Below are 11,814 nucleotides of genomic sequence, written 5' to 3'. Positions count from 1 at the left end.
TGGCGATAGACATTATACCAGAAAAGGGAGGTCAATGCTCTTTTTATAGCAAATTTCCCTTAAAATCAAGGTTTTTATTAGATTTTGCAACAAAAAAACAGGTAGTTTTTGACACTACCAACTCATTGTAGGGAGCAAATAATATGAAAAGCGTACCGAAACTAATCCGGCGCTTTGTCGGTATTATGCTCTTGTCCTCGGTGTTACTCATTATTCTAAATCTTGCTTTATTGGTGATATATACGCTCAACCAAGCACCAAACAGTTCCCCTTGGATGACAGCACAAAAGGTTGCCGATAATCTGTTGCAGGATGGTAATGAATATGTTTTGACCGAAGATACAGAAATTGAACTTCAAAATACGAATGCATGGGCAATTTTTATTGATAACGCAACAATGAATGTTGTATGGCAGACGGATACTCTTCCCGAAACTGTACCTATGTCATATACCGTTTCAGATATTGCGAGCCTTACCCGCGGCTATATAGACGGATACCCCACATTTACAGGCGAGGCAGAAAACGGGCTTGTGGTTCTCGGTTATCCGAAAGACAGTTTTTGGAAACATATGTGGCCGAGTTGGGATTATAATGTAATCGCCAACTTGCCTAAAACAGTTCTTTCTGTTTTAGCAATCAATATCGCCTTGATTTTTATAATCTATGTGATTGCCAATTCTAAGCTGTTAAAATCCGTGAAACCGATCGTCAGCGGAATACAGGCTTTGTCTGCGAACGAAGAAGTCCATCTCCGAGAAAAAGGGCTTTTATCCGAGCTTGCGGTAAACATTAACAAGACCTCAGATATTTTGCAAACACAAAGCAGACAGCTCCGGAAAAAAGAAACCGCAAGAGCAAATTGGATTGCAGGGGTATCCCATGACATACGCACACCGCTATCAATGGTAATGGGGTATGCCGGACAGTTAGAAAACGATTTGCAGCTATCAGAAGATACCCGAAAAAAAGCCACGGTTATAGTGCGGCAAAGTAAACGAATGCGAAACCTGATTAACGACTTGAATCTTGCCTCCAAGTTAGAATATAATATGCAGCCTATCAACTCTGAAAGGCAAAATCTAATTGCTGTTATCCGTCAGGTTGTGGTCGATTTCATCAATATGAATATTGATGAAACGTACACGATTGAGTGGGAAACGGACGAAACCTTAACCGCCTGTCCTGTATGTATTGATAAAGACTTAATTAAACGGGCAGTAAGCAATCTGATTCAAAACAGCATAAATCATAACGAGCAAGGCTGCCATATCTTCGTTCGTGTTATATCTGAAGATAAGGTTTGTACTGTCGTTGTTGCCGATGATGGTATAGGTGCAACAGATGAACAAATGGAAAAACTAAACAATACTCCGCATTATATGGTATGCGATGAAAAAACAACTGAACAACGCCACGGTTTAGGCTTACTCATTGTTAAGCAAATCATATTTGCACACAACGGAAAAATGCTGATACAGCATAGTGAATACGGCGGTTTTGAAGTCGATTTGAGTTTGCCGATGACTATGTAAAGTGGAAGAGGAAACAGAGGTATAGCCTTTGTTTCCTCTTTTTTAGGCTAATACTTTGTCACATCGGTATAAATGTTAAGCGTTGTCGAAATATCCTTGTGTCCAAGCGTATCCTGAATGACCTTAACATTGACGCCGGCTTCGCACATTCTCGTTGTAAAAGTATGCCTTAGAGAATGGCAGCTAAAATGCGGAAGCAGCACTTTGGGATTACCATCTTTCAAGAACTGTTCATCGTTGCAGTCCCGAATAATCCTGCGTATTGCTTTGTTCAATGTGGATTGATGCTGCGGCTGTCCGAAGCGATTGATAAAGATAAAATCTGTATATCCGTCAACCGTTGCTTCGCAATGCACATCTAACATATCCTGTCTTTCTTTTTCCATAAGAAAGGCTTCTTTTACAAAATCGATCATTGGTACTTGTCTGTTTTCGGCTTCCGTCTTAGGTGTATTTACATTAAAGTAACAACCTCTGCGAACCTCCTAAATTGAATATGACTTTGCAATGTAATCATCAAACGCCTCCCTTTTAATTAAGCGACGAGTTCCAATCCATAGTACAAAAGGACAACCCTCAGAACTCGTCATTTCGTATAGTTTCCCAATACCAATTCCGGTATACGCTATTGCTTCCTCGATTGAGAGATTTGTTTTATGCCAAAGAGGGACATCATAGCCCATTGCTCCGTTCCGGTATATCCTTCATACTCATATTTGAGATTGATAACCTTGCACTCGTTCTTGAATAAATCATTGCTTTCATTTGATGTATTTGTAATTTCCGTAATCTCCTTAGAATTTTGAATTTTTGATTGAGTTCAAAATTCCGGGATTACGGATATTCAGCTATCTGACACTGCCAAGCGCTATAAAACATAAAAGTCCTTTCCCAAGTAAGGGAAAAAACCTATTTTGTACCGTTATTTATCCTTTTTTGAAGTTTGTTGCTCAAAGCAGAGAATCGTCAAGTAAAAAGTCGGTAATACTGATATTCAATATCCCGTTATCATCATACCAGCGCTTGCGAATGTCGTGGCGTACAATGACTTTGGGGAATGAATCGCCAGTCAAAGAAAATGGCTTGTTTTCGGTTTCTGCCTTTTCTTCAGTGGGAAGCGCATACGCAGACTGGATATAGGTTCTCTTTCCGCCGGAGGTTGCAATAAAATCAATTTCCCTTGCAACCTTATTGGTTTTACCTTTTGCATCTTTTTCATTCGAGTATACAACACCCACATCTACCGCACATTCCCGAATAATCAGTTCGTTATACAGGATATTTTCCATAATATGCGTCATTTCCTGCTGACGAAAACCGATTCTCGCATTTCGCAGTCCTATATCTTCACAATAGTATTTATTAGGATAGTCAAAGTAATCCTTGCCTTTCACATCCCATCTTTTACATTCGCTGAACAAAAACGAATCCGACAAATAATCAATATATGCTTTTACTGTGTTATGCGCTACAACATTTTCTCCAGCCCTTTTTTGCTTTGAGTTTATGGTGTTTGTAATATTCGTCGGATTTGTAAGAGAGCCGACAGAGGAACACAGCAAGTCAAGAATGGACGCCAGTACATCTTCTCTTTTAATTTTCTTGCGCTCGACAATATCCTTCAGATAAACCTCTGAAACAAGCGACTGCAAATAATTCATCTTTGCCGCCTCAGTAGGACGGGAGAGAATCAGCGGCATCCCTCCGTAAAAGGCATAATCGTCAAAAGCGTCCGCCTTGTCTCCGCCCACCGCAGAGTAGTATTCCGCAAAGCTCAAGGGGTGAACACGAATTTCATCACTGCGACCACGAAACTCTGTAAGAATATCTGAAGAAAGCATTTTTGAATTACTACCGGTCACATAAATATCAAGATTTGACAAGGTTTTCAAATCGTTCAGAGCGTCATAAAAGGTGATTTTCCTTCCATCGGGGTTGTAAGGATTGACAACCTCATCGGACATTTGAATTTCATCAACAAAAAGATAAAACTGCTCGCTTCTACTTTCCGCTTTTGCCCGCACAAATTTAGCCAGCTCTAAGGGATTTCGGTAACGAATATCGCTTGTTAAATCGAGAGCCAAATCAATAATATGGTCGTCCGCCACACCGGTAGATATTAAATAATCACGGAACAGATTTTTAAGCAGATAAGATTTTCCACAGCGCCTGATGCCGGTAATTACCTTAACCTGCCCGTCCCACATAAAAGAAATGAGTTTATTCAAATAACGGTCACGCTTAATCTCCATAACTAACCTCCGTTGAAAACTTATATCTAATATAGCCCCACTTTTCAATGAATATTATACCCGGTTTTGCAGAAAAAATCAAGAGTTTCGTTGAAAGTTTCATACAAATACCTACCAAGCTTTCAATTCCCCTTCACTCGCAGGGCAAAATTAAAACTTAGGGGATTTTTCCTCTAAGTTTTAATTTGAAATTCTATTCTTGTTCTTTATTTATTGTGTCAAATTCATTTTGTATCATCTGCCGGTACTGCTCCTTAACCTCCGCCGGTGCAAGAATCTGCACCTTGCCGCCGAACCCAAACACCCAACCGAAAAAGGTCTGACTGGCTGACACTTCGGTTATCAGGCGGAATGAGGTCATATCATAAGCAAGGGTGGTTACATCTTCGCCAAAACGGTTAACCATCGTTTTCATCAGGCTGTTATCGCAGCGCAGATCCACCGTTACCTCATCGCCGTCGTACATATAGAATACTTCCTTTGTAAAATCAGCGATATTGAAATCTTCCGGCTGCGGTACGCTTCCCTTTTCCAGTATCTCCGGCGTAGATGCAATGCGGTCAACCCGAAAAGTCACAATTTTACCTTTTTTTTCGGAATAGCCGATCACATAATAGTAATCTCCGTTCCACAAGAGATGATAAGCCTTTTCGCTCGGTAAAATCTGCGACCTTTGAAAATTGCTCTCGACCATCAGGATAGTGGCTTCTTCTTTTGACAGGTTTACAACCTCACAGCGCAAGGTATCAAATCCGGCAAGCTCACAAGCTCGCTTTCTTCTGTGACCTGACACAAGCTCATATCTGCCATCTTCCTTCTGTCTTACCGTAGCCGGTGTAATAACGCCTCTTTCCTTGACACTCTCCACGAGCTGCAACATATCTTCATCGTCACGCATCTTAAACGGGTGGTCGGGAAAATCGTCTATCTCGCTTATGGGAATATCCCGGATTTTGGATAGCTTAGCGTCGTCACGCTGCTCCTGCGTTGAAAAAATATCATCGAATGTGGGCAGAGTGAAGTCGCTCTTTCTGTTTGCCATCAGCTAACATCTCCTTCGTAAATTCGGAGTAAGCTTTTGACACCGGACTGTTTGGCTCATAGGCGAAAATGCTCTCGCCCTTTGAAGCAACCTCGGCAGCTTTTACAGCCATTGGAATTTGAAATTTGTAAATCTTAATGTGCGAGCCGAAATTCTGCCTGAGCGCTTCCACGGTGCTTTTAGCAAGGTTGGTTCTGTTATCCACGATAGTCAGTAGGATACCGTCAATCGCCAAATCCGGATTGATACATCTCTTTACCTTAGATATGGTTCTGAGAAGGGAGAACAGTCGATTAAAATAAAATCGTATCAGCGTGTGCCACTCGTTGCCGCATTCCTTACATTTCCACCACACCTTACGGTTGGCGAACGCTGTAACCTGATTAGGCAGCAAGGGATCGTTCTTTTCCGACCATTCCTCCGCTATCTCCGGCATTTGCGAAGCAAGGTCATTAAACCCTTCTAAGATTGCATTGTGGGAACAATACGGACAGCCTGTGCTGCTTATCGTCCTGCTTTTATCAGTAGCTATCCACTCGTGACCGCATTTTCCTTTCCACCACACCAGCTTATTTGAACCGTATGTAATCTTGTCCGGCGTTAAAGGCAGGTTCTTCTCCAACCATTCCGAAACAAGCTCAGGGTGGGCTGTTGATAAAATGTTACTCATATCAAATCCTCTCCTTCCTCTGCGATTATTATAAAGAAGCCAAGAGAATTGGTGTAGTTTGCGAATCAGGGACAGAAATGAAAAAAGCCTTTTGAGAAAAGATTTCTCTTCTCTCAAAGGGCTTTACAAACTTGAAAGTTGATATTTTACTATCTGCAGCTTCTTTCTGCCTCATCAATACGCTTTCTGTCATCATCGGTAAGTGTCCAGCTGACAGCACCCAAATTGCTTTCAGCTTGTTTAATATTTCGAGTACCGGGAATAGGGAATACATTAACTTTGGGATTTGTATAAAGCCAGTTTAAGGAAACCTGAGCGATACTTTTTCCATGTTTTTTCGCAATATCCTCAAGTACAAGCATAAGCGGCTCCATTCGCTTTACATCACATTCTCTCGGCTTGGAAAACAATCGTTTTATAAACGGAATTTCATCATCCCGTTCTTTAGTCATATTGAGATGTCCGAAATAAGATGTAACAAAATAACTCAAAGGAACTTTTTTGCCTCTGTATTTTCCGGTAAGCGTTCCCTCTGCCAACGGTGCATAAGGAATGAGCGTAATATTGTATTTCCGGCATATATCAATTACGCCATTAGTTTCGGGATAACGACGGAGCAGATTATATCCAACCATTGCAGCGTCTAATGAATAACCATACTTATGCAATGCTTCAGTGGCTTCTGCAATCTGTTTACCGCTATGGTTACAAACGCCGACAGCTTTAATTCTCCCGCTTTCCAGTTCTTTTGCCATTACCTCCATATATGCAGCAATATTTCCATTCTTCGGAGGCGTGTGCATAAGATAAAGATCGAGGCTTTCCATTCCAAGCCTGTCAAGTGTCCTGTCCAATGCTTCGTGTATCGCTTCCGGGGAATCTGTTTTTACCGTTTTTCTTTTCGGGGCTACAGGATTCATACTTGACGGAGGAGCAAATTTTGACGAGATTTTTACAGTTCTACCGTCAAGTTTTTTAAACTCCCCAAGCAGAGTTTCCACGCTTCCGTTTCCGTAAACCTCTGCGGTATCAAAAAAATCTACTCCGTGGTCAAGACACCATTTATATGTTTTGAAATAGTTTTCCTTTTCCTCGTCCGATTTTGGAGTCCAAAGCATTGTACCCACTCCAAGCTCTGGAAATCTATATGACATTTCAATCTACTCCTTTCATAATTTCCAGGTTGCGTTTCTGCTTGTTCTGAAAATGGGCAATCCCATTATGGGACTGCCCATTCATTCTGTTAATTATGCGATTTTTTCGCCTCTGCACATTTTCCTGCACCGTTTGGTGTAAGTTTGGTGTAAGGTGTAAGGTTTTCGGCTTCGCCGAACCTCGCAAACCCGCATAAACACTGGATTTTTCTTACTTGTCGTTCGGTAAGGACTTCATCGTGGGGAACAGCAGTACATCTCGAATGGACGCGCTATCGGTCAGAAGCATCACCAGCCGGTCGATGCCGATTCCGAGACCGCCTGTAGGCGGCATTCCGTACTCCAACGCATTCAAAAAATCCTCGTCCACATCCGTCGCCTCATCGTCCCCCGCAGCTTTAAGCGCAGCCTGATGCTCGAAGCGTTCCCTCTGGTCGATGGGATCGTTTAGCTCCGAGAAGGCATTGGCGTGCTCACGGCCTATGATGAACAGTTCAAAGCGCTCTGTGTACTCAGGATTCTCCGGCATCTTTTTCGCCAGAGGTGAAATATCGACGGGATGGTTCATAACAAATGTGGGCTGGATCAAGTGCTCCTCCACATAGGTCTCAAAGAAAAGATTCAGAATGTCGCCTTTCCCGTGTCGCGCTTCAAAGTCAATGTGGTGGGCCTTGGCCAGAGACCTTGCCTCGTCCAGCGTTGCGACCTTTGCAAAATCCACGCCGCCATACTTTTTGACCGCTTCCATCATGCTGATCCTCTCAAAAGGCTGGTCCAAATCGATAGACACACCCTGGTACTCGATCTGTCCCGTCCCCAAGACCGTGTGCGCCACGTGGCGGATCAGACTCTCAGTCAGATCCATCATCCCATTGTAGTCCGTATACGCCTGATACAACTCCAACAGGGTGAATTCCGGATTGTGGCGGATGGAGATCCCCTCGTTTCGGAAAACGCGGCCGATCTCGTAGACTCTCTCAAACCCCCCCACGATCAAACGCTTCAGGTGCAGTTCAAGCGCGATCCGAAGATACATATCCATGTCCAGGGCGTTGTGGTGGGTGATAAACGGTCTGGCCGCAGCGCCGCCTGCTATGCCATGCAACACTGGCGTTTCGACCTCCAAAAACCCTTGGTCATCCAGGTACCTGCGAATCTCGCGGACAATCTGGCTTCGCTTCACAAACACAGCCTTGACCTCCGGATTGACGATCAAATCCACATACCGCTGCCGATATCGAATCTCCGTGTCTTTAAGTCCATGATATTTCTCCGGAAGTATCTGCATGCTTTTGGAAAGGAGCGTTACCTCATGGGCTTTGACAGAGATCTCCCCCTTTTGTGTGCGGAAAACCTCTCCCCTGACTCCAATGATATCCCCGATATCATCAAACTTCTTAAATTTTGTGTACGCCTCTTCCCCTAGCTCGTCCCGCCGTACATAACACTGAATCTGACCCGTTTCATCCTGGATATGGCAAAAAGAAGCCTTGCCCATAACCCTCTTCGCCATTATGCGGCCCGCGATGCAGACTTCGGTTCCCTCCATCGCCGCAAACTGACTGTGGATGTCTTGGCTGTGGCTGGTCACATCAAATTTTGTAATGGCAAAGGGATCTTGCTCTTCCCGCTGTAATTCCTTAATCTTATCAAGCCGTATACGCACCAGCTCATGTACGTCCTGCTGCTGGTCTTCTCTTGGATTGTCCAACCTTTCTCCTCCTCTGACTCTATCTCGATATTTCTAAGACCTTAAACCGTCCGATCCCGCCCGGGGTCTGCGCCTCGACGACATCGCCCACCTTCGCCCCGATCAGCGCCTTTCCCACCGGCGATTCATTGGAAATCTTGCCCTCCACAGGGTTCGCCTCCGTGGAGCCCACGATGGAATACTCCACTTCCTCCTCAAATTCCTCGTCGTACAACCGCACCTTATTTCCCAGGGCTACATGGTCCACATTGATCTCATCTTCATCGATGACCTCTGCGTTGCGAAGCATCTTTTCCAGCTCCACAATCCGGGTCTCGATCTCGCCCTGCTCTTCTTTCGCTGCGTCATACTCCGCGTTCTCCGAAAGATCCCCCTGCGCTCTCGCCTCCTTGATCTTTTGTGCCACGACCTTCCGTTTGACCGTTTTTAATTGGATGAGCTCCTCCTCCATCCTCTGCATCCCCTCGTAGGTGAGAACAATTTTCTTTTCCATCGCCATCGTCCTTTCTATATCGTATCTAGTCTTCCATAACCGGCACAATTCGGCTTTATGAAACCGGACCTTCCCAAACGGGGAGATCCGGATATATTTCTATTTTATAGAGTATACAGTAGGTTGTGTCAATTGTCAACCTCTACTTGCGATTCTCCGCAGACTTGCCTACAGAGCTGCAAGATATTGGAAAGCTCCTCCAGCGAAGAAATCTGCTGCAGCGCACGGCGCAGGGAGGCGCTCCCCCGCATTCCCCTCACATACCACAGGATGTGGGACCGCATTTGATGCATTCCCAGGCTCTCCCCCTTTTCCTCCACGATCATTTGGGCGTGAAGCATGGCCGTGTCCAAGATCTCGGATATGTCCGGCCTCCTCGGAATTGTTCCGCTGGACAGAAAAACTTTCGTCTCCTCAAAAAGCCATGGATTCCCTCGCGCCGCCCGCCCGATCATGATGCCATCGCAGCCTGTCTGCTGTAGCATTGCCGCGGCATCCTGGGGTGTGGCGATGTCTCCGTTTCCAATTACCGGAATCGAGACGGCCTCCTTTACCTGCCGAATCACATCCCAGTCTGCATGCCCTCTGTACATTTGGGCAGTCGTTCTGCCATGGACCGCAATCATGCTTGCGCCCGCCTCCTCGGCAGCTCTTGCAATGTCCGGCGCTACATTTTCGCCGTCCTCGAATCCCTTTCGGATCTTCACCGTAACGGGGATGGATACAGCGGACGAAACCGCCTTCACAATGGCATACAGCCGGTCTGGCTCTTTGAGCAGGTACGAGCCCTCATGGTTTCGCACAATTTTAGGCGCCGGGCACCCGAAATTCAAGTCCACGGCGAAAAAGCGGGATTCTAGCTTATGGGCTTCCTCCGCTAAAATGTCCGGATCTGAGCCGAACAGCTGAAGAATGACAGGTTCCTCTTCCGGATGCTTGCGGAGCAGTTCCCCTGTATTCTCATTGTGGTAGGACAACGCCTTGGCGCTGACCATCTCCGTATAAACAACTTCGGCCCCATGACGGCGACAGAGCCTGCGAAAGCTGGAATCTGTCACGCCTGCCATGGGAGCCAAAAATAAAGGATTGGATACATTCTGATTTCCAATACGCATGTGCGGCTTACTGCCTTTTCAACTTATTTTTATCTGCGATGACCCTCAGCCCCTTGAGCGTCAGCATGGGATCATACACGTCGATGACATCCGTCTCCTCGACAATGACACGCCCCAACCCGCCAGTGGCTACCACCTTCATCTCCTGGTTCATCTCTTCCTTGATCTTTGTGATGATGTACTCCACCGACCCGATATACCCGTAAACCAATCCCGCCTGCATGCATTCAATAGTATTGGCCGTCAGTATCTTCTTCGGCTTTTTAATCTCAATCGCTGGCAGCTGGGCCGCAGATTTGCACATGGCCTCCGCGCTGATCCCCAGTCCCGGCGCGATCACCGCCGCCACAAAAGCCCCGTCCTCGGTGATAACCTCATACTTGGTGGCTGTTCCAAAATCCACCACCAGGCAGGGGCCCCCGTAGAGGGTGTAGGCGGCCGACACATCCGCAATCAGATCTGCGCCGACCTCCTTGGGATTGTCACAGCGGATACAGATGCCTGTCTTGATGCCCGGCGCCACCTGAAAAGGTTCTTTCCCAATATACCGCCGGACTGCATTTAAAAACGAATGCATAATGTGCGGCACCACCGACGAGACAACGATGCTGTCAATATCGCCAGGCGTAATATTCTTTTGTTGGAGCATAGTCAACATGGTGATCCCATATTCGTCTGAGGTCTTGCGGCTTCCGGTGATCATCCGCCAATATGCGACTAAATCATCATCCCGAAAGACTCCCATCTTGATCTCTGTATTGCCAATGTCGAAAACCAACAGCATCTCCACCGCTTCCTTCCTCATTCCGTTCTCTCGCTGCATCATGCCTTCCAACCAAAGACTTTTCGCAGCCCTTCCACAACCGGGATGGAGATCAATACGGATACCGCCGCTTCCCCAAGTCCGCCGAGGCCAAAGGGAATGCTTACGAAGGCCAACAGCGCCTGCCCTGCATCCGCCGCCATGGCGTTCATGTCAGAGCCGTTGAGCAGTACAAGCATCGCCAGCACGCCCAATGTATTGGTAAGGCTACCCGCCGCCGCACCGATTCCCTCCGCCACAATCCTGCGGCCTCTCGACGGCGACTTTCCGGCAATGAGTCGGTACAGGCCATAGGCGACCAAACCGATGAGCGCTCTCGGAAGAACCGACACCAACGGGTTCATAAAATAGGGGTCCAGTATCCCGGATGGCGCAGTGTAAGCGCGAATCAAAGTGGCGATGCCGAATCCAGCTCCCACGATGAGTCCCTCCACCGGTCCCACGGCCAGCGCCGTAATCACCACGGGAATCTGCATCGTCGTCAAGCTGACCACTGGCAGTGGAATAAGTCCCAGAGGCGTAAACATCAGGATCAAGGTGACGGCCAACATCATCCCTGTCACAGCTACGGTTCTGGTTGTCACACGTTTCTCAGCATTCATGTTAAATCCTCCTGTTCTCGTTCCTGCACGCAGGATACAAGACATACTAGATTTGCAGACACGGCTTGCATGACTTACATGCCGCTTGCATGACCCTTATTATACCTGATTTCCCCGTGCATTTCAACTATTTTTTCCAGAATCCAATCGGTTTCTTTTCGCTGTAAATTCCCAAAGTAAGTGCCACAGTGGGATTTAAAATGGGATTTACTTTGATACGTCATTTGTGGTTGAATTGAATCTGGGAAATTATTTCTCAGAAAGGAGGCCACACATATGGCTAAAAAATCAAACCCACGAAAAAACAAACATCTTACTTTGGAGGAGCGCAAGGTGATTGAGGACTGCCTCGGAAAGCGCATGACCTTCAAGGCCATTTCCCAACTCGTCCAGAAAGACCCCACCACCATCTCTTAC

12 protein-coding genes and 1 pseudogene are annotated in these 11,814 nt (G+C 46.2%); 2 read left to right on the top strand and 11 right to left on the bottom strand.

What is annotated here, in order from left to right; all coding sequences use genetic code 11:
• The first annotated feature begins 143 nt into the window (after positions 1–143).
• A complete protein-coding gene (locus H8730_RS16670; protein WP_177714834.1) occupies positions 144–1,535 on the top strand; it encodes a sensor histidine kinase in 1,392 nt (463 codons plus the stop codon).
• Between the two features lie 47 nt (positions 1,536–1,582).
• Here the strand turns inward: H8730_RS16670 and H8730_RS16665 are convergent.
• The 11 genes and pseudogenes from H8730_RS16665 to H8730_RS16615 form a co-directional block, all read right to left on the bottom strand.
• Positions 1,583–1,960 (bottom strand): annotated as a pseudogene (locus H8730_RS16665) (tyrosine-type recombinase/integrase); the annotation flags it as partial.
• A gap of 60 nt (positions 1,961–2,020) precedes the next feature.
• Complete coding sequence (locus H8730_RS16660) at positions 2,021–2,218, bottom strand: excisionase (protein WP_177714836.1); 198 nt, start codon at positions 2,216–2,218, stop codon at positions 2,021–2,023.
• 267 nt (positions 2,219–2,485) lie between these two features.
• A complete protein-coding gene (locus tag H8730_RS16655) occupies positions 2,486–3,787 on the bottom strand; it encodes an ATP-binding protein (RefSeq protein ID WP_177714837.1) in 1,302 nt (433 codons plus the stop codon).
• Positions 3,788–3,980: 193 nt separating this feature from the next.
• Positions 3,981–4,829, bottom strand: a complete 849-nt coding sequence (locus H8730_RS16650; RefSeq protein WP_249290216.1) for a ParB/RepB/Spo0J family partition protein — start codon at positions 4,827–4,829, stop codon at positions 3,981–3,983.
• Positions 4,786–5,499, bottom strand: coding sequence for a zinc-ribbon domain-containing protein (locus H8730_RS16645; RefSeq protein ID WP_249290215.1), 714 nt, complete (start codon positions 5,497–5,499; stop codon positions 4,786–4,788). Before H8730_RS16645 ends, H8730_RS16650 begins: the two co-directional genes overlap by 44 nt.
• Before the next feature lie 149 nt (positions 5,500–5,648).
• A complete protein-coding gene (locus tag H8730_RS16640; RefSeq protein WP_177714839.1) occupies positions 5,649–6,653 on the bottom strand; it encodes an aldo/keto reductase in 1,005 nt (334 codons plus the stop codon).
• Between the two features lie 211 nt (positions 6,654–6,864).
• Positions 6,865–8,364, bottom strand: a complete 1,500-nt coding sequence (gene lysS, locus H8730_RS16635; RefSeq protein ID WP_177714841.1) for a lysine--tRNA ligase — start codon at positions 8,362–8,364, stop codon at positions 6,865–6,867.
• 19 nt (positions 8,365–8,383) lie between these two features.
• Positions 8,384–8,863: a transcription elongation factor GreA gene (gene greA, locus H8730_RS16630; protein ID WP_346726598.1), complete on the bottom strand. Its 480-nt coding sequence runs from the start codon at positions 8,861–8,863 to the stop codon at positions 8,384–8,386.
• A 122-nt stretch (positions 8,864–8,985) separates the two neighbouring features.
• The gene (dusB, locus tag H8730_RS16625) at positions 8,986–9,972 is read right to left on the bottom strand and encodes a tRNA dihydrouridine synthase DusB (RefSeq protein ID WP_177714844.1); all 987 of its coding nucleotides are present in this window, start codon (positions 9,970–9,972) and stop codon (positions 8,986–8,988) included.
• Between the two features lie 7 nt (positions 9,973–9,979).
• Positions 9,980–10,798: a type III pantothenate kinase gene (locus H8730_RS16620; protein WP_346726597.1), complete on the bottom strand. Its 819-nt coding sequence runs from the start codon at positions 10,796–10,798 to the stop codon at positions 9,980–9,982.
• Positions 10,795–11,397 carry an ECF transporter S component gene (locus H8730_RS16615; RefSeq protein ID WP_177714846.1) on the bottom strand — a complete coding sequence of 201 codons (603 nt, stop codon included), beginning with the start codon at positions 11,395–11,397 and terminating at the stop codon, positions 10,795–10,797. The genes H8730_RS16620 and H8730_RS16615 overlap by 4 nt, the downstream gene beginning before the upstream one ends.
• A gap of 276 nt (positions 11,398–11,673) precedes the next feature.
• On the opposite strand from H8730_RS16615, the gene H8730_RS17780 reads away from it, so the two are divergent.
• Positions 11,674–11,814: helix-turn-helix domain-containing protein (locus H8730_RS17780; RefSeq protein ID WP_249289791.1), on the top strand; the 141-nt coding region annotated here is incomplete at its 3' end.

It is taken from the genome of Bianquea renquensis, assembly GCF_014384895.1.
Classification (GTDB): domain Bacteria; phylum Bacillota; class Clostridia; order Lachnospirales; family Bianqueaceae; genus Bianquea; species Bianquea renquensis.
This window is presented reverse-complemented; position numbering and strand designations above follow the sequence as displayed.

Excerpts from the sequence above, each read along its gene's own strand:
- H8730_RS16620 (WP_346726597.1), bottom strand. The coding sequence starts at position 10,798 with ATGATGCAGCGAGAGAACGGAATGAGGAAGGAAGCGGTGGAGATGCTG.
- H8730_RS16650 (WP_249290216.1), bottom strand. The coding sequence starts at position 4,829 with ATGGCAAACAGAAAGAGCGACTTCACTCTGCCCACATTCGATGATATT.
- greA (WP_346726598.1), bottom strand. The coding sequence starts at position 8,863 with ATGGCGATGGAAAAGAAAATTGTTCTCACCTACGAGGGGATGCAGAGG.
- H8730_RS16670 (WP_177714834.1), top strand. The coding sequence starts at position 144 with ATGAAAAGCGTACCGAAACTAATCCGGCGCTTTGTCGGTATTATGCTC.
- H8730_RS16640 (WP_177714839.1), bottom strand. The coding sequence starts at position 6,653 with ATGTCATATAGATTTCCAGAGCTTGGAGTGGGTACAATGCTTTGGACT.
- H8730_RS16660 (WP_177714836.1), bottom strand. The coding sequence starts at position 2,218 with ATGGGCTATGATGTCCCTCTTTGGCATAAAACAAATCTCTCAATCGAG.
- dusB (WP_177714844.1), bottom strand. The coding sequence starts at position 9,972 with ATGCGTATTGGAAATCAGAATGTATCCAATCCTTTATTTTTGGCTCCC.
- H8730_RS16615 (WP_177714846.1), bottom strand. The coding sequence starts at position 11,397 with ATGAATGCTGAGAAACGTGTGACAACCAGAACCGTAGCTGTGACAGGG.
- H8730_RS16655 (WP_177714837.1), bottom strand. The coding sequence starts at position 3,787 with ATGGAGATTAAGCGTGACCGTTATTTGAATAAACTCATTTCTTTTATG.
- H8730_RS16645 (WP_249290215.1), bottom strand. The coding sequence starts at position 5,499 with ATGAGTAACATTTTATCAACAGCCCACCCTGAGCTTGTTTCGGAATGG.